Annotated in this window: 22 protein-coding genes; 6 read left to right on the top strand and 16 right to left on the bottom strand. The window is 71.2% G+C overall.

What is annotated here, in order from left to right:
* The first annotated feature begins 77 nt into the window (after positions 1-77).
* Positions 78-896, top strand: a complete 819-nt coding sequence (locus F6W97_RS12345; RefSeq protein ID WP_155370410.1) for a peptidylprolyl isomerase — start codon at positions 78-80, stop codon at positions 894-896.
* Between the two features lie 111 nt (positions 897-1007).
* On the opposite strand, the gene F6W97_RS12350 is transcribed toward F6W97_RS12345, so the two are convergent.
* Positions 1008-1790: a zinc-binding dehydrogenase gene (locus F6W97_RS12350; protein ID WP_407924572.1), complete on the bottom strand. Its 783-nt coding sequence runs from the start codon at positions 1788-1790 to the stop codon at positions 1008-1010.
* Positions 1791-2035: 245 nt separating this feature from the next.
* Here F6W97_RS12350 and F6W97_RS12355 point away from each other — a divergent pair, with 245 nt between their 5' ends.
* Entirely contained in the window at positions 2036-2434 is a 399-nt protein-coding gene (locus F6W97_RS12355) for a winged helix-turn-helix transcriptional regulator (RefSeq protein WP_155370412.1), read from the top strand.
* A gap of 78 nt (positions 2435-2512) precedes the next feature.
* Here F6W97_RS12355 and F6W97_RS12360 read toward each other — a convergent pair whose 3' ends face one another.
* The 8 genes from F6W97_RS12360 to ruvC all read right to left on the bottom strand — a co-directional run bounded on the left by F6W97_RS12360 (position 2513) and on the right by ruvC (position 11753).
* Complete coding sequence (locus F6W97_RS12360) at positions 2513-4783, bottom strand: RelA/SpoT family protein (protein WP_230686645.1); 2271 nt, start codon at positions 4781-4783, stop codon at positions 2513-2515.
* 459 nt (positions 4784-5242) lie between these two features.
* Positions 5243-5797, bottom strand: a complete 555-nt coding sequence (locus tag F6W97_RS12365) for an adenine phosphoribosyltransferase (RefSeq protein ID WP_407924569.1) — start codon at positions 5795-5797, stop codon at positions 5243-5245.
* A gap of 135 nt (positions 5798-5932) precedes the next feature.
* A complete protein-coding gene (gene secF, locus F6W97_RS12370) occupies positions 5933-7048 on the bottom strand; it encodes a protein translocase subunit SecF (protein WP_155370413.1) in 1116 nt (371 codons plus the stop codon).
* Positions 7048-8904 (bottom strand): protein translocase subunit SecD, encoded by a 1857-nt coding sequence (gene secD, locus F6W97_RS12375; RefSeq protein ID WP_155370591.1) that lies wholly within the window; start codon positions 8902-8904, stop codon positions 7048-7050. Before secD ends, secF begins: the two co-directional genes overlap by 1 nt.
* 112 nt (positions 8905-9016) lie before the next feature.
* The gene (yajC, locus tag F6W97_RS12380; protein ID WP_269059685.1) at positions 9017-9343 is read right to left on the bottom strand and encodes a preprotein translocase subunit YajC; all 327 of its coding nucleotides are present in this window, start codon (positions 9341-9343) and stop codon (positions 9017-9019) included.
* Positions 9344-9494: 151 nt separating this feature from the next.
* Positions 9495-10559, bottom strand: a complete 1065-nt coding sequence (ruvB, locus tag F6W97_RS12385; protein ID WP_155370414.1) for a Holliday junction branch migration DNA helicase RuvB — start codon at positions 10557-10559, stop codon at positions 9495-9497.
* A gap of 67 nt (positions 10560-10626) precedes the next feature.
* On the bottom strand, positions 10627-11223 hold the full coding sequence (gene ruvA / locus F6W97_RS12390) for a Holliday junction branch migration protein RuvA (RefSeq protein WP_155370415.1): 597 nt from the start codon (positions 11221-11223) through the stop codon (positions 10627-10629).
* Positions 11223-11753: a crossover junction endodeoxyribonuclease RuvC gene (gene ruvC / locus F6W97_RS12395; protein ID WP_155370592.1), complete on the bottom strand. Its 531-nt coding sequence runs from the start codon at positions 11751-11753 to the stop codon at positions 11223-11225. The genes ruvA and ruvC overlap by 1 nt, the downstream gene beginning before the upstream one ends.
* A 161-nt stretch (positions 11754-11914) precedes the next feature.
* Here ruvC and F6W97_RS12400 point away from each other — a divergent pair, with 161 nt between their 5' ends.
* From F6W97_RS12400 to F6W97_RS12410, 3 genes are all read left to right on the top strand, one after another.
* A complete protein-coding gene (locus F6W97_RS12400; protein WP_155370416.1) occupies positions 11915-12688 on the top strand; it encodes a 3-hydroxybutyrate dehydrogenase in 774 nt (257 codons plus the stop codon).
* A 23-nt stretch (positions 12689-12711) separates the two neighbouring features.
* The gene (locus F6W97_RS12405; protein ID WP_407924570.1) at positions 12712-14691 is read left to right on the top strand and encodes a helix-turn-helix domain-containing protein; all 1980 of its coding nucleotides are present in this window, start codon (positions 12712-12714) and stop codon (positions 14689-14691) included.
* A 69-nt stretch (positions 14692-14760) separates the two neighbouring features.
* Positions 14761-15528 carry an alpha/beta hydrolase gene (locus F6W97_RS12410; protein WP_155370418.1) on the top strand — a complete coding sequence of 256 codons (768 nt, stop codon included), beginning with the start codon at positions 14761-14763 and terminating at the stop codon, positions 15526-15528.
* A gap of 198 nt (positions 15529-15726) precedes the next feature.
* Here F6W97_RS12410 and F6W97_RS12415 read toward each other — a convergent pair whose 3' ends face one another.
* The 7 genes from F6W97_RS12415 to F6W97_RS12445 form a co-directional block, all read right to left on the bottom strand.
* Positions 15727-16344: a TetR/AcrR family transcriptional regulator gene (locus F6W97_RS12415; protein WP_155370419.1), complete on the bottom strand. Its 618-nt coding sequence runs from the start codon at positions 16342-16344 to the stop codon at positions 15727-15729.
* A 13-nt stretch (positions 16345-16357) separates the two neighbouring features.
* Entirely contained in the window at positions 16358-17986 is a 1629-nt protein-coding gene (locus tag F6W97_RS12420; RefSeq protein WP_155370420.1) for an MFS transporter, read from the bottom strand.
* A gap of 233 nt (positions 17987-18219) precedes the next feature.
* Complete coding sequence (locus F6W97_RS12425; protein WP_155370421.1) at positions 18220-19275, bottom strand: branched-chain amino acid ABC transporter permease; 1056 nt, start codon at positions 19273-19275, stop codon at positions 18220-18222.
* Entirely contained in the window at positions 19272-20153 is an 882-nt protein-coding gene (locus tag F6W97_RS12430) for a branched-chain amino acid ABC transporter permease (RefSeq protein ID WP_155370422.1), read from the bottom strand. The genes F6W97_RS12425 and F6W97_RS12430 overlap by 4 nt, the downstream gene beginning before the upstream one ends.
* Positions 20154-20231: 78 nt before the next feature.
* Positions 20232-21488 (bottom strand): ABC transporter substrate-binding protein, encoded by a 1257-nt coding sequence (locus tag F6W97_RS12435; protein ID WP_155370423.1) that lies wholly within the window; start codon positions 21486-21488, stop codon positions 20232-20234.
* A 30-nt stretch (positions 21489-21518) separates the two neighbouring features.
* Positions 21519-22211 (bottom strand): ABC transporter ATP-binding protein, encoded by a 693-nt coding sequence (locus F6W97_RS12440; RefSeq protein ID WP_155370424.1) that lies wholly within the window; start codon positions 22209-22211, stop codon positions 21519-21521.
* Positions 22195-22968 (bottom strand): ABC transporter ATP-binding protein, encoded by a 774-nt coding sequence (locus F6W97_RS12445; RefSeq protein WP_155370425.1) that lies wholly within the window; start codon positions 22966-22968, stop codon positions 22195-22197. Before F6W97_RS12445 ends, F6W97_RS12440 begins: the two co-directional genes overlap by 17 nt.
* 212 nt (positions 22969-23180) lie before the next feature.
* Between F6W97_RS12445 and F6W97_RS12450 the strand changes: the two genes are divergently transcribed.
* Entirely contained in the window at positions 23181-23957 is a 777-nt protein-coding gene (locus F6W97_RS12450; RefSeq protein WP_155370426.1) for a VOC family protein, read from the top strand.
* The last annotated feature ends 46 nt before the right edge of the window (positions 23958-24003 follow it).

A 24003-nucleotide genomic window follows, 5' to 3' on the forward strand; every position in this document is an offset into this window, starting at 1 on the left:
GGACGCTCAGGATCCGCGGCCGATGCACCCGGTGCCGCAAAGCGCTACGCTGCGGTTCCACCTGTGACAGGAGACCTGTGGCCACACCCCCTTGGACGCCCGACGCCAGTTCGCACCAAGCTCCCGCGGCGCAGCGCCGCGGCACCAGCGGCTGCCTGATCGCGGGCGCGGTCACCGCCATCGTCCTGGTGCTGATCTGCGCGGTCGTCGCCGCCGTCGTGCTGGTGATGCGGCTGCGCGACGGGGCCACCCCCGGTGCCGCGCCCGGCAACGAGCCGGCCGCCGCCGCGAGCTCCCCGGTGGGCGGCCCGTGCCGTTGGCTGCCGACCGACGAGGCGTCGAACCCGAACATCAAGAACGTCGGCACCCCGCCGACGACCGTGCCGACGACCGGCGTCCAGCAGCTCACCATGACCACCAACCACGGCGTGATCAAGGTCAAGGTCGAGACAGGCAAGGCGCCGTGCGCGGCGGCCAGCGTCACCTACCTGGCCGGCCGGAAGTTCTTCGACGGCACGAACTGCCACCGCCTCACCACCGATGGCATCAGCGTGCTGCAGTGCGGCGACCCGTCGAGCACCGGCACGGGCGGCCCGTCCTACCGGTTCGCCGAGGAGAACCTGCCGACGGCGAGCGCGGACCCCTACCCGGTGGGCACCCTGGCCATGGCCAAGACCCAGGAGCCCGCCTCCACCGGCAGCCAGTTCTTCATCGTCTGGGGCCCGACCCCGATCGCCGCCGAGTACACGGTGCTCGGCACGGTGACCGCGGGCCTGGACGTCGTCCAGGCGATCGGCAAGGCGGGCGCGGTCGACCCCGCGGGCCAGGCCGCGACCGACGGCACCCCGAAGTCCCCCGTCACCATCACCGCCCTCACCGTCACCCCGCCCGCCTGACCTGCCTCTGGCACAACTCTTCAAGACTCGCGCCCTCGTCGACATGACGAGGGCACGAGTTTTCAAGGCGCCGCAGACTGCGTGGTGGGGCCGGCGATCCAGCCCGGCGGATCAGGGAACGATCACCACGCCTCCGCGTACTCCGCCTTGGGCCAGCCGGTGGTGGGCCGCTGCGGCGTCGGCGAAGGGATAGACCCCGGCGACCCGCAGCGGGATGTCGCCGCTTTCCACCAGCTTCACCAGTTCGCCCAGGCGGATGCCGTCGGGCAGCACCTCCATCGCGAACGTCGCGACTCCCCGCGCCGGCTCCGGGCGCAGCGGGGGTGACGCGGCCACGTAACCGCCGCCGTCCCTGACCAGCGCCATCAGCGACGAGCCGAGCACGGCGAGGTCGACGACCGCGTCGAAGCCGCCCGCCGCGGCGGCGATCGGATCGTCCGAGCGTGGCACGAACGCCGCGCCCTGTGACTCGACGAACTCGCGGTCGCCGGCCCCCGCCATTCCGGTGGCCTGCAGGCCGGCGACCCGGGCCAGCGCCAGGGTGAACCCGCCGACCTGTCCCGCGGCGCCGGTGACGAGCACGGACGACCCTTCCGGGAGCGCGAGCAGGTCGAGGGCCTGAGCGGCGGCGAGGCCGTTCGTCGGCAGGGTCGCCGCCTGGGTCGCGGGAACGCCGACGGGCGCGGCGGTCAGCCAGGCGGCATCGAGGACCACATACTCGGCGTGGGTGCCCACCGTGGTGCGCAGCCACGGCGAGAAGCCGATAACGTCGTCACCCACGGTGAGTTCTCCGACGGACGGACCCACGGCGTCGACCGTGCCAGCCACGTCCCAACCGGGCACGTACGGCAACCCGGTCGGCAGTGGCGCCGGGAACCGACCGCCGCGGATCATGAGATCGACCGGGTGTACGACGGACGCGGCGACCCGTACGCGCACCTGGCCCGGCCCCGGTTCCGGCACCGGCAGGCCGGCCACCACGTGCAGTACCTCCGGCCCGCCGAACTGTGAATAGTTGATCGCGCGCATCGTCGTACCCTCCGTCGAACGTTTCGTTGTCTCCCTTACGGTAGGTATCGTCGGGCACCGTGGGTAAGTAGGAACCTGGAAGTGCCCAAGGTACCGACAAGGGGGCAATGATGGCGACGACGACCGCTGGACAGCGACGAGAGCAGGCCAGACGCGACTATGACGCGTATCTGGCGGGATGCCCGACCAGGGAGCTGCTGAGCACGCTCACCGACAAATGGGCGGCGCTGGTGATCGCGGCGCTCGCCGGCGGTCCACAGCGACACAGCGAGCTCGCCCGCCGCATCGCGGGCGTGAGCCAGAAGATGCTCACCCAGACCCTGCGCACCCTGGAGCGCGACGGTGTGCTCACCCGCACGGTGACCGCGTCGGTGCCCACCCGGGTCGACTACGAGCTCACCCCGCTCGGCCACGACCTGAACCCGGTGATGGTGTCGATCAAGACCTGGGCGGAGACGAACATGGACCGCGTCTTCCAGGCCCGGGCCCGGTACGACGCGCGATCGTGACACCCGAAGCGGGCTCAGGCGGTCGTGCCTGAGCCCGCACGACGGGCCGCGGGAGTTGGTTGCGGAGAGACGGGCCGGTCAGGCGCCGGAGGTGACGCGGTAGGCGTCCATCACGCCTTCCACGCCGCGGACGGCGTTGAGGAGGTGGCCCAGGTGCTTCGGGTCGGCCATCTCGAAGCTGAAGCGGCTGACGGCGATGCGGTCGCGGGTCGTGGTGACCGTGGCGGACAGGATGTTCACCCGCTCCTCGGACAGCGCCCGGGTGATGTCGGCCAACAGCTTGTGCCGGTCGAGCGCCTCGACCTGGATCGCGACGAGGAACATCGAGCCCGCGGTCGGCTTCCAGGTGACCTCGACCAGCCGCTCCGGCTGCGCCTTGAGGTCGCCGGTGTTGACGCAGTCCTCACGGTGCACGCTGATCCCGCCGGAACGGGTCATGAAGCCGTACACCTGATCGCCGGGCACCGGCGTGCAGCAGCGGGCCAGCTTGATCCAGACGTTGGACACGCCCTTGACCGCGACACCGGGGTCGTGGCCGGGAGCACGGGTGCGGCTGGGCCGGGTCGGGATCGTGGACTCGGCGATGTCCTCGACCGCGCCCTCCTCGCCGCCGTATCCGGCGACCAGGCGCTGCACCACCGACTGCGCCGAGACCTGGCCCTCGCCGACGGCCGCGTAGAGCGACGTGATGTCGCTCAGGTGCAGCTCACGGGCGATGGCCAGGAGGCCGCCCGCGGTCAGCAGGCGCTGCAGCGGCAGCCCCTGCCGGCGCATGGCCCGGGCCAGGGAGTCCTTGCCCGCGTCGATGGCCTCGTCGCGGCGCTCCTTGTTGAAGTACTGCCGGATCTTCGTGCGCGCCCGCGAGGACTTGACGAAGCCCAGCCAGTCCTGGGTCGGACCGGCGCTCTCCGACTTGGACGTGAAGATCTCGATCACGTCGCCGTTGGACAGCACCGACTCCAGCGGCACCAGCTTGCTGTTGACCCGCGCGCCGATGCAGCGGTGGCCCACCTCGGTGTGCACCGCGTACGCGAAGTCGACCGGCGTGGAGCCGTTGGGCAGCGCGATGACCTCGCCCTTGGGCGTGAAGACGAACACTTCCTGGCTGGACAGGTCGTGGCGCAGCGCGTCGAGGAACTCGCCCGGGTCGGACGTCTCGCGCTGCCAGTCCAGCAGCTGGCGCAGCCAGGTCATGCCGTCGATGTGGCTGGACGGGCCGACCACCGTGGAGTTGGCCTTCGGGCCCTCCTTGTACTTCCAGTGCGCGGCGATGCCGTACTCCGCGGTGCCGTGCATCGCGTGGGTGCGGATCTGCATCTCGACCGGCTTGCCGTTGGGCCCGATCACGGTCGTGTGCAGCGACTGGTAGAAGTTCATCTTCGGCATGGCGATGTAGTCCTTGAACCGGCCGGGGACCGGTTGCCAGGCCGCGTGGATCACGCCGAGCGCCGCGTAGCAGTCGCGCACGGTGTCCACCAGGATGCGCACGCCGACGAGGTCGTAGATCTCGTTGAAGTCGCGGCCGCGCACGATCATCTTCTGGTAGATCGAGTACAGGTGCTTGGGCCGGCCGGTGACCTTCGCGTTGATCTTCGAGCCGCGCAGGTCGGCCTGCACCCGGTCGGTGACCTGCTTGAGCAGGTTGTCCCGCTGCGGGGTGTGGTCGCTGACCAGGCGCTGGATCTCCTTGAAGCGCTTGGGGAACAGCGTCGCGAAGGACAGGTCCTCCAGCTCCCACTTCACCGTGTTCATACCGAGCCGGTGTGCCAGCGGGGCCAGGATCTCCAGCGTCTCGCGCGCCTTCTGCTCCCGCTTGGCCACCGGCAGGAAGGTGAGCGTACGCATGTTGTGCAGCCGGTCGGCGAGCTTCACGACCAGCACCCGCGGGTCCTTGGCGGTGGACACGACCATCTTGCGGATCGTCTCGGCCTTGGCCGAGTCGCCCAGCTTGACCTTGTCGAGCTTGGTCACGCCGTCCACGAGCAGCGCGACCTCGTCGCCGAAGTCGGCGCGGGCCGCCTCCAGGGTGTAGGGCGTGTCCTCGATGGTGTCGTGCAGCAGCGCGGCCACCAGCGTCGTGGTGTCCATGCCGAGGTCGGCCAGGATGCTCGCGACGGCCAGCGGGTGCGTGATGTACGGGTCGCCGGACTTGCGGAACTGGCCCTCGTGCCACTGCCGGGCCGTCTCGTACGCCTTCTGCAGGACGCGGATGTCGGCCTTGGGGTGCGCTGCCCGGTGGGCGGCGATGAGCGGCTCCAGCTCCTCGCTGACGCTGGCGGACTGCCAGGGCGCGTTGAAGCGGGACAGCCGGGCGCGCACGCGGCGGCCCGAGGGCACACCGGCGAACATGCCGAGCTGGTTGGTGCCGGGGGCGGCCCGCACCTCGGGTGCGGTGGCGCGCTCCTCCGGACCCCGGTCGGCCTCGGCCGGGGACTGCTCGTTCGTGCCCGGGAAGGGCAGCACGGCTGCTGCCTCGCGCTTGGCGGGCTCGGCCGCCTTCGCGCCCTTCGCCGCCTGGGCCTTGTCAGGCCCGTTCCCGGCCGGCGACGTCTCCGCCACGGCCACGCTGGGGGCGACTTCCTGAGACAACGGCCGCTCCTTCGAGTGAGGTTCGGATAGCCCATGCTACCTGTGTTCGGGCTCGTCGGCCGATTTGCCGACAGGTGCGCAGCGCCGTCGGCAGCAGCCGGGGAGGGCACTCGTGGCGTCCGTCACCCGGGCGGGTGGCAGACGCGGTGACCGGACCGCCTGCTGCGGCGCCAGCGCGGGCGCTGCGTGCGCGCCCCGGACGGTGGTGTGCGTGGGGCGCTAGATGCGCAGGAGGGCGTGCACCGGGCGGTCACCCAGGCGCTCGCGCCCGCCGAGGAAGCCCAGCTCGATCAGCACCACGAAGCCGGCCAGCTCGCCACCCGCGCGCTGGACCAGGTCCAGCGTGGCGTCGGCGGTGCCGCCGGTGGCCAGCACGTCGTCGACGACCAGCACCCGCTGGCCGGGCGTGAACGCGGCCTCGCTGATCTCCAGGGTCGCCGTGCCGTACTCCAGGGCGTAGGTGGCGGCATGGGCCACCCGGGGCAGCTTGCCGGCCTTGCGTACGGCCACCACGCCCGTGCCGGCGGCGTACGCGACCGCGGCGGCCAGCACGAAGCCGCGTGCCTCCACGCCCACGACCACGTCGAACGAACCGGCGTACTGCGTGACGATCGCGTCGATGACGCCGCGGAACGCCTTGCCGTCGGCGAACAGCGGGGTCAGGTCCTTGAACAGGACGCCCGTCTTCGGGAAGTCCGCCACGTCGACGACCATGTCGGCGACGAGCGCCGCGGTGGCGGGCCCGCTGTCACCCTGGATCAGATCGTTGGTCACGGGCACACCCTAGTACGCCCGGCCCTGCCGCCACACGTTCACCGCGGGTCCCACCAGCCGGTTGTGTCGCCCGGCACACGGCCGAGGCCCGGCCCCCTCAACGGGAGACCGGGCCTCGGAACGTGTTACGGCAGGTCAGCGACGCTTGCCTGCGGGACGCCCCGCGGGACGGCCGGCCTTGGCGCCGACGGTGGGCTTGGCGCCCGCCTTCGGGGCCGCGCTGCCCGCACCCGCGACGGCCTGCGCCGGCAGGTCGCCCGCCGGGGCGGCCTTGGGCGCAGCGGCGCGGCGCGCCAGCACCCGCGCGGTGTGGTTGGCGATCTTCGGGTCCTTCTCCTTCAGCCACACCAGGACCGGCGTGGCGAAGAACAGGGACGAGTAGACCGCGGTGCCCATACCGATGAACAGCACCAGACCGAGGTCCTTCAGCGTGCCCGCGCCGAGCAGGCCCGCGCCGATGAACAGCAGGCCGCCGACCGGCAGCAGCGCCACCAGCGCGGTGTTGATGGACCGCATGAACGTCTGGTTCAGCGCCAGGTTGGCCGCCTCGGCGTACGTCTGGGTGCTGCTGCCCGTGATGCCGCGGGTGTTCTCCTGCACCTTGTCGAACACCACGACGACGTCGTAGAGCGCGAAGCCCAGGATGGTCAGGAAGCCGATCACCGTCGACGGGGTGACCTCGAACCCGACCAGCGAGTACACGGCAGCCGTGGCGACCAGGTCGAATGCGAGCGAGGCGACCGCGGCCGCGGCCATCTGCCACTCGAATCGGATCACCAGGTAGATGGTGACGACCAGGACGAACAGCGCCAGACCGATCAGCGCCTGCTCGGTGACCTGCGCGCCCCAGGCCTGGCTGACCCGGTTGCCGCTGACCTGGTCAGCGTCGATCTTCAGCGTCGAGACGATCTTCGCCTTGACGGCCTCGGTCTCCTCGTTGGTCAGCGACGAGCTGCGCACCGTGTACGCGGTGTCGCCGATCTGCTGCGCGGCTACCAGGGTGGCGTCGGGCTTGACCGACACGATCGCGTCGTCGATCGCCTTCTCGACGTCGGCGAGCTGACCGGCCGAGCTCGGCACGGTGAACTCGTTGCCGCCCTCGAACTCGATGCCCGGCTTGAAGCCGATCAGGGACATGGCCAGGATCGCGATCAGCAGCATGCCGCCGGCGACGCCGAACCACAGCTTGCGCCTGCCGACGATCTGTAGACCGGCCTCACCGTTGTAGAGGCGGGTTGCGAGACCACTCATCACTTAGCCTCCTTGGCTTCGTGCAGCACGCGGCCCAGGCCGCTGACGCGCGGGGAGAGGAACGCGTCGGTACGCGCGAACATCGCCATGATCGGGTGGCGGAAGAGGAACACCACGATCAGGTCGAGCAGGGTCGCCAGACCCAGCGCGAAGGCGAAGCCCGCCACCGCGCCGGAGGAGACGAGGTAGAGCACCAGCGCGGCCATCAGCGAGATCGCGTTGGCGGTCAGGATCGTCCGGCGGGCGCGCACCCAGGCGCGGGGAACCGCGCTGCGCGGGCTGCGGCCCTCGCGGATCTCGTCCTTCAGACGTTCGAAGTAGATGACGAACGAGTCCGCGGCGACACCGAGCGAGACGATGAATCCGGCGATGCCGGCCAGCGTCAGGGTGAAGCCCATCTCCCGGCCCAGGAACACCAGCGCCAGGAAGGTCAGCGCCGCCGACAGGATCAGCGACAGCACGATGACCGTGCCCAGCAGGCGGTAGTAGAAGAACGAGTAGATGACGACCAGCAGCATGCCGATGCCGGCTGCCAGCAGACCCGCCTTCAGGTGCTCACCGCCCAGGGTCGGGGTGATGGACTGCGCCTCCTGCTGGACGAAGGTCATCGACAGCGAGCCGTAGTTCAGGTTGTTGGCGAGGTCGTTGGCCGACTTGGCGTCGAAGTCGCCGCTGATGACCGAGTCGTCACCGAGCACACCCTGGATCTCCGGCGAGGAGATGATCTTGTTGTCCAGCACCACCGCGACGCGGCAGTGGCTCTGCGGGCCGAGCGCGGTCGTGTCGCACTTCTGGCCCTCGTTGTTGAAGGACTCCTTGGTCAGCTTGGTCCACTTGTCCAGACCGTCGCTGGAGAAGTCCAGCGAGACCACCCGGCGGTTGGTGTTCTGCTCGATCTGCGGCGACGCCTTGTCGACGTCGGTGCCCTTGACCTCGGACTTGTCGAGCAGGTACTTCATGCCGTTCTCACACGCGACGGCTTCGGCGTCCGGGTTGTTGATCGAGCCCGGGGGGCGGTCGTCCAGCTGCTCGCAGGTCACCTGCGGCACGTTGTACTGCATCTGCGGCGAGAGCAGCGCGACCTCGTACGCGTTGAGCGCGGCGAACGGCTCCAGCGCCGCGATCTGGGCGGGGTCGGTCGGCACCGCGGTGAGCTTGCCGGCCGCATCCCAGGCGGCCTTGCCGATCTTGGCCTGCACCTGCGCCGCGGTCACCTTCGGGTTCGCCGGGGCGGCGGACGGCTTCGGGGCGGCGGCCTTCGGGCTGGCCGCGGGAGACGCGGCGGCGCTCTTGCTGGCTGCCGGGCTCGGCGTCGGGGTCGGCGCCATCGCGGCACCGCCACCGGTGCCGCCGGTCGACGCGCTGGTCGACGGCTTCGGCGACGCGGCGGCAGCCTTCGGGCTGGCCGCGGTGCTCGGCTTCGGGCTCGCGGGCGCGCTCGGGCTGGCAGTCGGCTGCGGCGCGGCGGCCAGGCCGCTGCCGTCGGTCTGCTTGAGCACCTTGCGGAAGAACAGCTGGGAGGCCTGGCCGACGTCGTTGATCGCGTCGTTGCCCTTCTTGGCCACCGAGATCACGATGTTCTGGTCGCCCTCGATGACGACCTGCGCCTCGGCCACGCCACGGGCGTCGACCCGCTCGGCGATGATGCGGCGGGCCTGCTCGAGGTCCTGCGCGGTCGGCGGCTGTCCGTCAGCGCCGGTCTGCGCCTGGAGGGTGACCCGCGAGCCGCCGACGAGGTCAAGGCCGAGGTTGGGGGCGAGGCGATTTTCCCAGCCGCCCTTGCCGCCGAACCAGACCGCGCTGGCGAGGATGACGAAGATGGCGCCGAGAAGGGCAAGTTGCCTCCCGGGGCGCATCTGTCCCTGAGGTGGTGCCACGGCTGTCGAGTCTCCCTGGGATGAATGACGGATGGGGATACGCCACGACCTGACGCAGGGGAGCGGTCAGGCGTGGCGTGGGGTCAGCGACTTACTTGTCTTCCTTGACGGGGTTGTCCACCACGTGCTCGGTGGGCGCGGTGACCTGCTCGGTCACCCGGCCCACGGCCGCGCGCGCGTAGCGGGCGGTCACGCCGGGCGAGATCTCGAGGGTGATGCTCTCGTCGTCGGTGGAGACCACCGTCCCGTACAGGCCGCCGATGGTGATCACCTTGTCACCCGCGCCGAGCGACTTCTGCATCGACTCGGCTTCCTTGCGGCGCTTCGCCTGGGGGCGGATGAACATGAAGTACATCAGCCCGAAGAGCAGCGCGAACATGATGATCGTCGGCAACGCGCTGCCGGATGAACCACCCACGATGTGACCTTTCCACAAGGCCCCGCAGCGCGACCCTGCGCGCCTGCGGTGGCGTCTGTCGTCCGTTCGGACCGCGCGAAGTCTAGTCGGTACGCGAGCGATCGCACACTTGCGGTGTAGGTCACGTTAAGATCACGAACGCGAGGTCCGCTTACGTGTCCGGCTGGCCGTCGACGGTGAACAAGTCGGGTGCCGTGGTGGCACCGACACCAAAAGTACCATTTGGTGGTTTTTTGCCGAGGTGACGCCACGCGGCGGCGGTCGCCACCCGGCCCCGGGGCGTACGCGCCAGCAGGCCCGCCCGCACCAGGAACGGCTCGACGACCTCCTCGACGGTGTCCGGCTGCTCCCCCACCGCCACCGCCAGCGTGGACAGCCCCACCGGTCCCCCGCCGAACAGCTCCACCAGCGACCTCAGCACCGCCTTGTCGAGGCGGTCGAGGCCCATGTCGTCGACGTCGTACACCTTCAGCGCGGCGCGGGCCGAGGACACGTTGACCACCCCGTCCGACCGCAGCTCCGCGTAGTCGCGCACGCGGCGCAGCAGGCGGTTGGCGATACGCGGTGTGCCCCGGGACCGCCCGGCGATCTCCGCGATGCCCTCCTGCGTCGCCGCCACCCCGAGGATGCGCGCCGAGCGCTGCAGCAGTGCGGCCAGCTCCGGCGCGCTGTAGAACTCCAGGTGCCCGACGAAACCGAAGCGGTCGCGCATCGGGCCGGTCAGCAGACCGGCCCGCGTCGTCGCGCCGACCAGCGTGAACGGCTCCACGTCCAGCGGGATCGCGGTCGCGCCGGGGCCCTTGCCGACCATCACGTCGACCCGGAAATCCTCCATCGCGCTGTAGAGCAGCTCCTCGGCGGGCTTGGCGATGCGGTGGATCTCGTCGATGAACAGCACGTCGCCCTGCTGCAGGCTGGTCAGCACCGCGGCCAGGTCGCCGGAGCGCTCGATGGCCGGGCCCGAGGTCATCCGCAGCGCCCCGCCCAGCTCGGCGGCGACGATCATCGCCAGGGTGGTCTTGCCCAGCCCCGGCGAGCCGGAGAACAGGATGTGGTCGGGCGGCGAGCCGCGCCGCAGCGCGCTGTGCAGCAGCACCTCCAGCTGCTCGCGCACCCGCTCCTGGGCGACAAACTCCGACAGCCGCTTCGGGCGCACCGACGCCTCGGCGTCCTGCTCCTCCGGCGAGGCCAGCGGGCTGACCAGTGAATCGGTCATCGCTTCTCCTCGCTGCGCTCGTCGTCACGATGAGCGGAAAGTTTCCGGATTCGCTCGCGGTGCTCGCTCATCGCGTCTTACCCAGCAGCCGGATCGCCTGCTTGAGCAGCACGGGCACGGGCGGGGTCGGGCCGTCGATCGTCTCGGCCACCGCGGTGACCGCCTGGTCGGCCTGGGCCTGGCTCCAGCCGAGCCCGACCAGTCCCTGGCGCACCTGCTCGGTCCACGCCTGTGCGCGGCCGCCCTGGGCCGGCACCGCGGACACCGGGCCGATCTTGTCGCGCAGCTCCAGGACCATCCGCTCGGCGCCCTTCTTGCCGATGCCGGGCACCTGGGTCAGCGTCGAGGTGTCCCCGTGCGCGAGGGCGGCCCGCAGCACGTCCGGGGTGTGCACCGACAGCGCGGCCTGGGCCAGCTTCGGGCCCACCCCGCTGGCCGTCAGCAGCAGCTCGAACAGCTGCTTCTCGTCGTCGTCGGCGAAGCCGAACAAGGTCAGCGAGTCCTCACGCACGATCAGCGTCGCCGACAGCCGGGCCTGCTGGCCCACCCGCAGCGTGGACAGCGTGCCCGGCGCGCAGTACAGCTTCATGCCGACGCCGCCGACCTCGACCACGGCCGCGTCCGCACCGATGGAGGCGACGGTCCCCGCCACGCTCGCGATCATCACTGCCTGCCCTTCGCGGTACGGATGGCCTCGCTCAGCCGGTCGCGCGTGCCACCGCGCCAGATGTGGCAGATCGCCAGCGCCAGCGCGTCGGCGGCGTCCGCCGGGCGGGGCGGCGCGTCCAGCCGCAGCAACCGGGTGACCATCGTGGTGACCTGCTTCTTGTCGGCCTGACCGGAGCCGGTCACGGCGGCCTTGACCTCGCTGGGAGTGTAGGTGCGCACCGGCAGCCCGGCGCGCGCGGCCGCCAGCACCGCGACCGCGGCCGCCTGGGCCGTGCCCATCACCGTGCGCACGTTGTGCTGGCTGAACACCCGCTCCACGGCGACGCTCTCCGGCTGGTGCTTCGCGATCAGCAGGGCCAGCTCGCGGTCGAGGTGCAGCAGCCGGTCGGCCAGGTCGGCGTCGGGATCGGAGCCGATGACGGTGTAGTCCACCATCGTGCAGGGCCGGCCCGGAACGCCTTCCACCACACCCACCCCGCACCGGGTCAGCCCGGGATCGACACCGAGCACCCGCCGCTGCCGCACCTGCACCCGCTGCTCCGTCCGCCTCGCCGTACGTGTGTACGACACCCTAGCGGACACCACCGTCAGCGCGGCCGAGCCACGTCCCGCCACACCCCCTCCCGGCACACTGTGTGGACCGGACCCATGTGCCCGCTCCCACCGTGCTCGTAGTTTGACGAGCCATGACGACCGCGACGCCGCCACTGGTACGACTCGACCTCACCGGCCGCACCGCACTGGTGACCGGCGCCGGCAGCGGCATCGGCCGGGCCTGCGCGGCCCGGATGGCGCAGGCCGGGGCCAAGGTGATCGTGGTCGACCGGGACGCGGCGTCGGCGCGGCTGGTGGCCGACGAGATCGGCGGCACCGCGGTGGTGGCCGACCTGGCCGACGCCGACGCGCTCGACGACCTCGACCCGGCTGTCGACGTGGTCGTCAACAACGCGGGTCTGCAGCACGTCGCGCCGCTGCAGGACTTCGACCCCGACCGCTTCACCTACCTGCACCAGGTCATGCTGGTCGCGCCGTTCCGGCTGGTCCGCCGGGCGCTGCCGCACATGTACGCGCAGGGCTGGGGCCGGATCGTGAACATCTCCTCGGTGCACGGGCTGCGCGCGTCGGCGTTCAAGTCGGCGTACGTGTCGGCCAAGCACGGCCTCGAAGGCCTGTCGAAGGTCATCGCCGTGGAGGCCGCCCCCTACGGCGTAACCGCCAACTGCATCAACCCCGCCTATGTGCGCACGCCCCTGGTCGAGGGGCAGATCGCCGACCAGGCCCGCACGCACGGCATCGACGAGACCGAGGTCATCGAGCGGATCATGCTGGCCAAGGCGGCGATCAAGCGCCTGATCGAGCCGGCGGAGGTCGCCGAGCTGGCCGCGTACCTGTGCACCGACGCCGCCTCGTTCATCACCGGCACGTCCATCGCCATGGACGGCGGCTGGACAGCCCAGTGATCGGCGAGGTAGGAATGCGAGCCATGCCCTCCGCGACCATCCGGTTCCTCGAACTGCTCGAACGCGAGGCGGCCCCGGTCGAGTTCGAGGGGCCGCTGGTGCAGGCGCGCTCGCGGGGCGCGAGCCCGGACGAGATCGCCGAGCTGGAGGAGGCGAAACTCGCCGCGCTGCGGGTGCGGGCGCTGCTGGAGCGCCGCCGCCGCCGCGAGGCGGAGCTGTCCGGCCTGTACGACACCGCCGGTGACCTGGCCGGCCTGCGCGACCTCGACGCGGTGCTGCACGCGATCGTGCACCGGGCCCGCAACCTGCTCGGCACCGACATCGCCTACCTGACCATGAGCGACGACGCCGCGGGCGACGTGTACATGCGGGTCACCGACGGCTCGGTCTCGGCGAAGTTCCAGCGGCTGCGGCTGCCGCTGGGCGCGGGCCTGGGCGGCCTGGTCGCACAGACCGGCACCCCCTACGCCACCGCGAACTACCCCGAGGACCGCCGCTTCCACCACACCGGCGAGATCGATGCGGGCGTCGGCGAGGAGGGCCTGGTGGCCATCCTGGGCGTGCCGCTGCGGCTGGGCTCGCGCGTCATCGGCGTGCTGTACGCGGCCAACCGCTCCGAGCGCCCGTTCGCCCGCGAAGAGGTGTCGCTGCTGGTGTCCCTGGCCGCGCACGCCGCGGTCGCCATCGACACCGCCCGCCTGCTCGGCGAGACGCAGACGGCGCTGAGTGAACTGTCCACCGCGTCGGCCAAGATCTCCGCGCACAGCGCCTCGGTGGAGCGCGCCGCCGCGGCCCACGACCGGATGACCGCGCTGGTGCTGCGCGGCGGCGGCGTCGAGGAGGTGGCCGCCGCGGTCACCGAGGTGCTCGGCGGCCGGCTGATGGTGCTCGACGCCGACGGCCGCACCCTGGCCGCGGTCGGCCTGCCGGGCGGCCCCGCGCACTCCGGGGCGGTCGGGGGCGCGCTCGGGCCGGACGGTTCGGTGGCCCTGCCGGACCCCGCGATCGTGGCCGAGGCGCTGGCGACCTCGCGGGCCGACGGCCGGGCCGTACGCCGGGGCGGGCTGTGGTTCGCCGCCGTGGTCGCCGGGGCGGAGAACCTCGGCGCCCTGGTCTGGCGGCCGCAGGACGACTCCGGCCACGCCGACCAGCAGATCCTGGAGCGCGCCGCGCTGGTCACCGCGTTGCTGCTGCTGTTCCGGCGCACCGTCGCCGAGGCCGAGGGCCGGGTACGCGGCGAGCTGCTCGACGACCTCATCGCCCGGCCGGTGCGCGACCCCGAGTCGCTGCGCGCCCGCGCCCGGCGGCTGCAGGTGGACCTGTCCCGCCCGCACGTGCTGATCTGCGTCGACGACGCGGCGGCGACCTCGGGGCCGGCCCGGCAGCGGGCGGTGTCGTGGGCGCACACCTTCGCCGGTACCCATGCCGGGCTGGCCGCCACCCGCGACGGCCGGGTGGTGCTGATGGTGCCCGGCACCGACGCGGGCGCGCTGGCCCGCTCGGTGGCCCGGGAACTGGGCCGGGTGCTGGGCCGCCCGGTGACCGCTGGCGCGGCCGGGCCCGCCGCCGAGCCGGCCGGGCTGGCGGCGGCGTTCAAGGAGGCCGACCACTGCGCCACGGCCCTGACCGCGCTGGGCCGCACCGGCGACGGGGCCTCGACGGCCGAGCTGGGTTTCGTCGGGCTGCTGCTGGGCGCGGTCCGCGAGGGCGGCGACCCGGACGTGACCCGGTTCCTGCACGACACCATCGGCTCCGTCGTGGACTACGACATCCGCCGCGGCACCGCGCTGGTCAAGACGCTGGAGTGCTACTTCGGCACCGGCGGCAGCCTGGCCCGCGCCGCCGAGCAGCTGCACGTGCACGTCAACACGGTCACCCAGCGGCTGGACCGGGTCGCGCAACTGCTCGGCGCGGACTGGCAGCGCCCCGACCGCGCGCTGGAGGTGCAGCTGGCGCTGCGCCTGCACCGGCTGGGCGGCAACGCCGAACAATTCTCCGGCTGACCCCACCCGGGTCCGCTCCTCGGCGGTAGTGACAGACGACAGGCCTCGTCCGTCCACTGAGGAGAATCGATGCGAAGACTGGCACTGCTCGCCGCCGCCGCTGCCGTCGCCCTGGCCGGGTGCTCGGGCGGCGACCCGGTGCCCGCCCCGAGCCCGCCCGCCCCCAGCCCGGCCGGACTCAATGCCGGGGCGAACTGCGACCTGCCGGCCGGCACGCGGCAGACCAGGTTCGGCGACCACGGGGCCGACCTGGGCGGGGTGATTCTCGGCAGCGGAACGACGGGGGTCGTGCTGGCCCACCAGAACGGCGGCGATGTCTGCCAGTGGGTCCCGTACGCGTTCGAGCTGGCCGGCAAGGGTTACCGGGTGCTCGCGTTCGACTTCGGCGGCTTCGGCGTCTCCACCTCCGGCGAGCTGGACAATCCGCAGCAGGTCGCGGCGGCCGCGGCCACCCTGCGCGCGGACGGCGCGACGAGCATCGTGCTGATCGGCGCGTCGATGGGCGGCACCGCCGTGCTCGCCGCCGCGCCGACGGTGACTCCCGCGCCGGTGGCCGTGGTGGCGCTGTCCGCGCCCGTGCTGTTCGGCGCGGACGCCTCGCAGGCCGCGCCGAAGCTGACCATGCCGGTGTTCTATGCCGCGGGCGAGTTCGAGAGCAGCTTCGCCGACAGCGCCCGCGAGCTGCACGGGTTGACCCCGAAGACGACCGCCAAGGAGCTGTTGATCGTGCCGACCGACTGGCACGGGGTGTTCCTGCTGAGCCTCGGCGGGCCGCCCGCGACGGACACCGTGCGGACGAAGCTGGCCGCGTTCCTCACGGCGCACGCGCCGGCATGACGGCGGCGCGGCACGGCGAGCGGGGGTCGGCGTCGTTGCGGATCAGGGTGCCGCAACGCCGCTGGAGGGGACGCCGCCGCGCCGCAACCGCCTCGCGGTGAGGAAGGGCACCTTTACATCGCCATGTGTTGTGGAGGGTGCCCTTCCTCACCGAGGGAGAGAGCGCGTCGCCGTCTGAGGCGCCACCGGGCGGGGCCCTCAGGCGGCGACGCCTCGCAGGACCACGTCCACGATCTGCGCGGGCAGGTCGTCGACCTCGTCGAGGCGGGGGTTCCAGCGCGTCATGCGGTGCAGCAGCAACGGGCTGATCAGCATCGACACGGTGACCTCGAGGTCCAGGTCGGCCCGCAGCTCACCGCTGGCCACCCCGCGGCGCAGCACGTCGCGCATCACTTCGCGGCGCGGCTCGGTGATCGCCTCCTGCCAGATCCGGTACGCCTCCGGGCTGCGTGACACCTCCGGCATCAGGCAGGGCATCACCCGGACCGCGCGCTCGTCCTTGTGGCCCACCACGCTGATCAGGCGGATCAGGTCGGCGCGCACCGAGTCGCCCAGCGGCTGCGTCGGCGGGCCCTTGAGCTTGATCAGCGTCTCCAGCAGCAGCTCGTCCTTGCCCGCCCAGCGCCGGTAGATGGTCGCCTTGCCCACGCCCGCGCGGGCCGCGATCGCCTCCATGCTGAGCGCCTCGACGGTGATGCCCTCCTCGAGCAGGTCGAGGACCGCCTCCAGGATCGCCTCATGCGCACGGGAACTGCGCGGACGACCCTGCGTCCGCGCAGTTCCCGGCGTCGCCGGCAGTTCAGCGAGCTCAGTCATGGTGAACGGAACCTTACCCGACCGTGGACAACCGGGACGGGCGCTGCACGTCACCCTCATCACCAGCGGGAACCGACCGGTTCACCGGGACCTCGGCCGGGGCCGCGGGTCCGCCCGGCGCGCCGGGGCCGGCCAGCTTCTTGGGCATCCAGCGCAGCACTACCGCGACCGCGATCAGCGCCACCAACGTGGAGCCGAGCGCCGCCCAGTGCATGGCGTGCACGAAGGCGTCGTTGGCCGCGTTCACCAGCGGTGCGCCCGCCGGGCCGAGGTTGCCGGCCACGCCGTACGCCCCGGCGATGGACTCGTTGGCGACGTCGCGCACCGGCTCGGGCAGTGCGGCCGTAGCGGTCTCGATCTCGCCCCGGTACACCCCGGCCACGACCGAGCCGAGCACGGCCACGCCCATGGCCACGGCGACCTGCCGGACCGTGTTGGACACGGCCGAGCCGACGCCGGCCTTCTCCCGCGGCAGCACCGACATGATGGTGTTGGTCGCGGGCGGCATCACGTTGGCCATGCCGGCGCCCATGAAGAAGAAGTTCACCACCACGATCCAGATCGGGGTGTCCACCTGCAGGGTGGCCAGCACCGCGAAGGTGACCCCGGCCACCAGGATGCCGGTCGCCGCCACGGTGCGCACGCCGAACCGCTTGACCAGGTTCGTGCTCAGCGGCGCGAACACCATCTGCCCGACCGCGAACGGCACCAGCAGCGCCCCGCTCTGCATCGGCGAGTAGTCCCGCACCAGCTGCAGGTAGAAGCCGACGAAGAAGAACGAGCCCATCGAGGCGAAGAACAGCAGGCCGATGCTGGCCACCGAGGCCGAGAAGCGGGCGTCGCGGAACAGCTTCACGTCCAGCGAGGGGTGCGTGGTGCGCGACTCCCACCAGACGAACGCCGCCAGCACCGCAGCCCCGCCGATCAGCGAGGCCCAGACCTCGGGCCGGCCGAAGCCGTGCTCGCCGCCGTCGACGATGCCGTACACCAGCGCCACCAGGCCGACCACGGACAGCACCACGCCGACCAGGTCGATGCGGCCCGGCTGCGGGTCACGCGACTCGGGCACCAGGATCGCAACCGCGACCAGGCCGAACAGGATGATCGGCACGTTGATCATGAAGACCGAGCCCCACCAGAAGTGCTCCAGCAGGAAGCCGCCGAGCAGCGGGCCGATCGCGACCGCCAGGCCGACCGAGCCGGCCCAGATGCCGATCGCCTTGCCGCGCTCCCGCGGGTCGAAGACGTTGGAGATGATCGAGAGCGTCACCGGCATGATCGCCGCGCCGCCGACGCCCATGAAGGCACGGGCCGCGATGAGCTGGCCGGGGTCCTGCGCGTACGCCGACAGCACCGACGCGATGCCGAACAGCACCAGACCGATGAGCAGGAAGCGCTTGCGCCCCCAGCGGTCGCCGAGCACGCCGAAGCTGAACAGCAGCCCGGCGAAGACCAGGGTGTACGAGTTGATCGCCCATTCCAGCTGGCTCTGGGTCGCGCCCAGGCCGTGGACGGGGTCGGCGAGCGTACGCATCGCCACGTTGAGCACGGTGTTGTCGAGCACGACCACGAGCAGGCTGATCACCAGCACGCCGAGAATCGCCCAGCGCCTCGGGTGCCCGGTGTTGGCAGCAGAGTCCACGTGTGTTCCATCCCCCAGGATTCCGATACGGTTCCGTTCCGTATCGGAAGTGACGCTACGCCCGCCCCCACAAATACGAAACCGTCCCGTCTCGAAAGTGACCCTCCCCACTCCCCGGAATAACAACCCTCACCCCCACACCCATGCCGCATCTCTTAAAGACTTGCGCCCTCCGAGCTGCTCGGAGGGCGCAAGTCTTTAAGAGTTGTCGATGGACGAGGTGGGCGAGGAGGTCAGCGGCGGCGGAGCCAGTGGGTGAGGGTGCCCCAGAGGCCGCGGCGGAAGATGAGGACGGTGAGGACGAAGATGGCGCCGGTGACCAGGCCGATCTGTTCGAAGCCGGCGAAGGAGAGCCAGTCCTCCAGGCGGGTCACCCCGGCCGCGCCGACGACCGGGCCCCACAGGGTGCCGATGCCGCCGAGCACCACGATGATCACTGCCTTGCCCGAGGTCGTCCAGTGCAGCACGTCCAGCGATACGAACCGGTGGCCGATCGCGAACAGGCCGCCGCCGAGCCCGGCGGTGAACGCCGACAGCAGGAAGGCCGCCAGCTTGTACCGGTGCACCGGGTAGCCGAGCGCCCGCGCGCGGGCCGGGTTGTCCCGGATCGCGACCAGCACCCGGCCGAACGGCGAGTGCACCGTGCGCCAGACCAGGAACAGCCCGCCCGCCACGATCGGCAGCGCCGCGTAGTAGAAGTAGTACTCGTCGCTCAGGTCCAGCCCGAACAGCTCGCGCGGCACCCGCTGCAGGCCGTTCTCGCCCTGGGTGACCGAGCGCCACTGGTTGGCGATGTAGTACACCATCTGCGCGAACGCGAGGGTGACCATCGCGAAGTAGATGCCTACCCGTTTGACGGCGAGATAGCCGACCGGCACCGCCAGCACCACCGCGGCCAGCGCGCCGAGCAGCACCGCGAGCGGGAACGGCAGGCCCCAGTGGATCGCGGCCAGGCCGGTGGCGTAGGCCGCGGTGCCCCAGAAGGCCGCGTGCCCGAAGGACATCAGGCCGGTGTATCCGAGCAGCAGGTCCACCGCCACCGCGAACAGCGCCCAGCACGCGATGTCCACGGCGACCGTCGGGTAGAGCCCGTTGGGCAGCCACAACGCGACCAGCGCGGCCGCCCCGGCCAGCGTCCAGCGCAGCCACCGCGGCACGATCGTCCCGCCGACCGGGGCGGGTGTGTCACCGCTCGGGGCCGTGGCGCGGGCCTGCGCCCGTACCCCCGCGGCCTGATCCTCGACCGCGACAGACCCGGCGGCGGCCGTCGTCTGCTCCACCCCGCTCATGCCGGAGCCTCCTCTCGTCCGAACAGGCCGGCCGGGCGCCACAGCAGCACGCCGGCCATCACCAGGAAGACCAGGACCTGCGACAGCAGCGCCCAGTCCTCGCCGAGCGCCTGGACCCAGGCCTGCACCAGGCCGATGGCGAACCCGGCGGCCACCGAGCCGAAGATCGAGCCCAGGCCGCCGATCACCACCACCGCGAAGACCACGATGATCAGGTCCGCGCCCATCAGCGGGTTCACCGCCCGGATCGGCGCGGCCAGCACGCCGGCCAGCCCGGCCAGCCCGATGCCGAAGCCGAACACCGGCGTCACCCACCGGCCCACGTCGATGCCGAGGGCTGTGCTCAGCTCGGGGCGCTCGGTGGCCGCGCGCACCACCATGCCGACCCGGGTCCGGCTGAGCAGCCACCACACCCCGACGCACACGGCGATCGCGATGACCAGCACGAACACGCGGTACGCCGGGAAGTCGAACGCGCCGAGGTCGAGGGTGCCGGACAGGATCGCCGGGGCGTCGTACGGGCTGGACTGCACGCCGTAGCGGGACTTCACGGCGTCCTGGAGGATCAGCGTCAGGCCGAAGGTGAGCAGGAAGTTGTAGAGCGGGTCGAGGCGGGCCAGCCGGGCGACCAGCAGCCGTTCGAGGGCCATGCCGAACAGGGCCAGCGCGAGCGGCAGCACGATCAGCGCCCACCAGAACGACAGACCGGCCTCGGTGAGCAGGACGTACGCCCCGAACGCGCCGAGCATGTAGATCGCGCCGTGGGCGAAGTTGACGACGCGGAGCATGCCGAAGATGACCGCGAGGCCGAGGGCCAGCAGCGCCAGGAATGCACCGCCGACCAGGCCGTTGAACGTGTGTTGCAGGAAGTTGACCATCAGTCGCGGGCCTTCCGGGTTGGGAAGGGCACCTTCCACAACGCATGGCGATGTGAAGGCGCCCTTCCTTTCACGAGGTCAGGAGAGTTTGCAGTCGGGGCTGGGGGTGCGGAAGGCGTCGGCGGCGGGGATGGTGCGCAGGATCTTCACGTAGTCCCACTCCTCGGTGACCTCGGCGGGGGTCTTGACCTGGGCCAGGTAGGCGTCGTGCACGACGCGGTGGTCCTCGGCGCGGATCTTGCCGTTGCGCAGGAAGACGTCGTTGACGGTCTTGCCCTCCATCTGCTTGACCACGGCGTCGGCGCCGTCGGTGCCGGTGGCCTGCACGGCCTCCAGGTACTGCAGGGCCGCGGAGTAGTTGGCGGCGTGGGCGAAGGTGGGGCGGACCCCGGCGGCGGCCTTGAAGCGGTCGGCGAAGGTGCGGTTGGTGAGGTCGTAGTTCCAGTACCAGGCGTCGGTGTAGGTGGTGCCGGCCAGCGCGGCCGGGGTCAGCGAGTGGATGTCGGTGAGGAACATCAGGCCGACCGCCAGGCCCACGCCCTTGTCCCGCAGCTTGAACTCGTTGTACTGCTTGACCAGGGCGACCAGCTCAGCCCCGGCCTGCATGGTGCCCAGCACGTCCGGCTTCGGGGTCAGCGTCGGGGCCTTGAGCAGGTACGTCGAGAAGTCACCGCTGGTGTTCGGGAACGGCGCCGCGTCCCGGCCCACGATCTTGCCGCCCGCCGCTTCGACCGCCGCGGAGAAGCTCTTCTCCATGTCCTGGCCGAACGCGTAGTCCGGGTACACGATGTACCAGTTCTTCTTGCCTTCCTCCGTGGTGTTGCGGCCGGTGCCGTTGGCCAGCATGTACGTGTCGTAGGCGTAGTGGAACGTGTACTTGTTGCAGGACTTGCCGGTCAGGTCGGTGGTCGCGGCGGAGATGTTGAAGTAGAGCTTCTTCTTCTCCTTGGCCACGTCGGCGACCTTCAGCGCCGCCGACGAGGTGGGCACGTCGAGGATCACGTCGACCGCCTTGCGGTCGTACAGCTCGGCGGCCTTGGCGTTGGCCACGTCGGGCTTGTTCTGGTGGTCGGCGGTCTCCACGCCGAACTCCTTGACCACCGCCTTGTCGCCGTACTTCTCCTTGTAGTCGGCGATGGCCAGCTCAACAGCCTTGATCGAGTTCTTGCCGGACAGCTGCGAGTACGCGCCCGACTGGTCGTTGAGCACGCCGAACACGACCTTGCCGTCGGACAGCCCGCCACCGGCGGCACTCGACTGCGGGCCGCCCCCGCCACAGGCCGAGGCCAGCAGCGCGGTGGAACACAACATCACAAAAACCGCTTTGGTACGCATGACATCTCCCTGGGGTGTGGGTGGTGCCTTTCAGATGCCGAGGTAGGCCAGCAGGTCCTTCTCGCGCGCGGCGACCTCGGAGTTCGCCAGCGACTCCACGACGCGGCCCTCCGCCAGCAGGTGATGGCGGTCGGCCACGGTGGTGGCGAAGTGCAGGTTCTGCTCGACCAGCAGCACGGCCACCCCGTGCTGCTTGGCCTGCCGCAGGATGTCGCCGACCTGCGCGACCAGCAGCGGGCTCAGGCCTTCGGTGGGCTCGTCGCACAGCAGCAGCCGCGCGCCCATGCGCAGCACCCGGGCCAGCGCGAGCATCTGCTGCTCGCCGCCGGACAGCGTGGTCGACGGCGCGCTGCGGCGGGCGTGCAGGTGTGGGAAGGCTTCGTACACCTGCTCCAGTGACCAGGGCGACGGCCCGACCACGGGCGGCAGGGACAGCGTCTCGGCGACGGTCAGCGTGGCGTAGCAGCCGCGGTCGTCGGGCACCCAGCCCAGGCCCGCCCGCGCGCGCCGGTGTGCCGGCTGCCCGGCCAGCGAGCGGCCGTCCAGCTCGACGGCGCCCCGCTGGCCCTGGTGCAGGCCCATCACGCAGCGCAGCAGCGTGGTCTTGCCGGCGCCGTTGCGCCCGCACAGGGTCACCACCTCGCCCGCGGCGATCTCCAGGCTGACCCCGCGCAGCACCTGCGCCTCGCCGTACCAGGCGGACAGTTCATCGACGCGCAGCACGGACGGCTCCCTCACCCAGGTAGGCGGTGATCACGCGGTCGTCCGCGCGCACCTCGTCGTACGGGCCCTCCACCAGCACCCGGCCGGACTGCAGCACGGTGACCCGGTCGGCCAGCGCGCCGACCACGGACATGTTGTGCTCCACCATGACCACGGTCCGTCCGGTGCGGATCGCGGCGATCAGGGCGACCGTGCGGTCCACGTCCTCCAGGCCCATGCCGGCCGTCGGCTCGTCCAGCAGCAGCACCGACGGCTCCAGGGCCAGGGCCAGCGCGAGTTCCAGAGCCCGCTTGCGGCCGTACGCGAGCGCGTCGGCCGTGGTGCCCGCCAGGTCGGCCAGCCCGACCATGTCCAGCAGCTCCATGGCCCGCGGGGTGTAGCGGCGCATCAGCTTCGCCGACCGCCAGAACTTCCAGCCCAGCGAAGATCCGCTCTGCAGCGCCAGTTCGACGTGCTCCAACGCTGTGAGCTGCCCAAATAGGCTGGTGATCTGGAAGGAGCGGGCCACCCCGCGGCGGGCGAAACCCTCCGGGGCCAGGCCGGTGACGTCCACGCCCGCCACCTCGATCCGTCCCGCGGTCGGCGGCAGAAAGCCGGTGAGCAGGTTGAACAGTGTGGTCTTGCCGGCCCCGTTGGGCCCGACCAGCGCGTGCACGCTGCCCGCCGCCACGGCGAGGTCGACGCCGTCGACGGCGCGGAAACCGCGGAACTCCTTGGTCAGCCCGCGCGCACGTAAAGCCGGGTGATCTGAGCTCATCTGCTGCTCCTTGTGATGCTTCGTGCTACGTGACCAGGGTCACTGCGAATGCCCGGGAAACGTATGACTCATCAGGGAGCAACAGCCATGTAACCCGCCCACACAATCGACACGTCGACGATGTGCGATTCGCGCGGTTCCGCACCGGTCTTCTGCCACCATCGGATGAAGCGGACAAACCGGTCCGCCCTACGATGCGGAGGGGTATCGGCATGGCCAACGCACCCGGCGTTCCCACCTGGGTCGACCTGAGCACCACCGACCTGAAGAGCGCGACCGAGTTCTACACCCAGCTGTTCGGCTGGGACGCCGAGGTCACCCCGGAACCCGAGGCAGGCGGCTATACGACCTACCTGATCGACGGCAAGCAGGTCGCCGGCGCGGGCCCCATCCAGGGCGACAGCCAGCCACCGATGTGGACGACGTACGTCGAGACCTCCGACGCGGCGGCCACCGCCGCCAAGGTCGTCGAGTTCGGTGGCAGCGTCCTGCTGGAGCCGTTCGACGTGCTCGGATACGGCAAGATGGCGGTCTTCCTGGACCAGGCCGGCGCGATGTTCGCGGTCTGGCAGCCAGGCACCCACGGCGGCGGCGAGATCTTCCGCAGGCCCGGCACGCTGGCCTGGAACGAGCTCACCACCCGCGACCCGGAGGGTTCGAAGATCTTCTACGGCAGCGTCTTCGGCTGGAAGCCGCAGGACATGCCGCTCGGGCCGGTCATCTACACCGAGTTCCAGCTCGACGGCGCCCGCATCGGCGGCATGATGCCGATGGAGGGCGACGAGTGGCCGGAGGACCTGCCCCCGCACTGGATGGTGTACTTCCACGTCGCCGACTGCGACGCCGCCGCAGCCCATGCCCAGGACCTGGGCGGCACCGTCTCCATCCCGCCCACCGACATCCCGCCCGGCCGCTTCGCCGTTCTCGCCGACCCCCAGGGCGCCTTCTTCTCCATCATCACCGTCGCCCCGGACCGCCTCGCCGACTAACCCCGCGTCCAGAACAAAGGAAGGGCACCTTCTTAACGCTCCGCGT

Origin of the sequence: Catellatospora vulcania (assembly GCF_009720385.1) — a bacterium.
Classification (GTDB): domain Bacteria; phylum Actinomycetota; class Actinomycetes; order Mycobacteriales; family Micromonosporaceae; genus Catellatospora; species Catellatospora vulcania.

Excerpts from the sequence above, each read along its gene's own strand:
- F6W97_RS12350 (WP_407924572.1), bottom strand. The coding sequence starts at position 1,790 with ATGATCCGCGGCGGTCGGTTCCCGGCGCCACTGCCGACCGGGTTGCCG.
- F6W97_RS12355 (WP_155370412.1), top strand. The coding sequence starts at position 2,036 with ATGGCGACGACGACCGCTGGACAGCGACGAGAGCAGGCCAGACGCGAC.
- F6W97_RS12360 (WP_230686645.1), bottom strand. The coding sequence starts at position 4,783 with ATGTTCGCCGGTGTGCCCTCGGGCCGCCGCGTGCGCGCCCGGCTGTCC.
- secF (WP_155370413.1), bottom strand. The coding sequence starts at position 7,048 with ATGAGTGGTCTCGCAACCCGCCTCTACAACGGTGAGGCCGGTCTACAG.
- secD (WP_155370591.1), bottom strand. The coding sequence starts at position 8,904 with ATGCGCCCCGGGAGGCAACTTGCCCTTCTCGGCGCCATCTTCGTCATC.
- ruvB (WP_155370414.1), bottom strand. The coding sequence starts at position 10,559 with ATGACCGATTCACTGGTCAGCCCGCTGGCCTCGCCGGAGGAGCAGGAC.
- ruvA (WP_155370415.1), bottom strand. The coding sequence starts at position 11,223 with ATGATCGCGAGCGTGGCGGGGACCGTCGCCTCCATCGGTGCGGACGCG.
- F6W97_RS12400 (WP_155370416.1), top strand. The coding sequence starts at position 11,915 with ATGACGACCGCGACGCCGCCACTGGTACGACTCGACCTCACCGGCCGC.
- F6W97_RS12405 (WP_407924570.1), top strand. The coding sequence starts at position 12,712 with ATGCCCTCCGCGACCATCCGGTTCCTCGAACTGCTCGAACGCGAGGCG.
- F6W97_RS12410 (WP_155370418.1), top strand. The coding sequence starts at position 14,761 with ATGCGAAGACTGGCACTGCTCGCCGCCGCCGCTGCCGTCGCCCTGGCC.
- F6W97_RS12415 (WP_155370419.1), bottom strand. The coding sequence starts at position 16,344 with ATGACTGAGCTCGCTGAACTGCCGGCGACGCCGGGAACTGCGCGGACG.
- F6W97_RS12425 (WP_155370421.1), bottom strand. The coding sequence starts at position 19,275 with ATGAGCGGGGTGGAGCAGACGACGGCCGCCGCCGGGTCTGTCGCGGTC.
- F6W97_RS12430 (WP_155370422.1), bottom strand. The coding sequence starts at position 20,153 with ATGGTCAACTTCCTGCAACACACGTTCAACGGCCTGGTCGGCGGTGCA.
- F6W97_RS12435 (WP_155370423.1), bottom strand. The coding sequence starts at position 21,488 with ATGCGTACCAAAGCGGTTTTTGTGATGTTGTGTTCCACCGCGCTGCTG.
- F6W97_RS12445 (WP_155370425.1), bottom strand. The coding sequence starts at position 22,968 with ATGAGCTCAGATCACCCGGCTTTACGTGCGCGCGGGCTGACCAAGGAG.
- F6W97_RS12450 (WP_155370426.1), top strand. The coding sequence starts at position 23,181 with ATGGCCAACGCACCCGGCGTTCCCACCTGGGTCGACCTGAGCACCACC.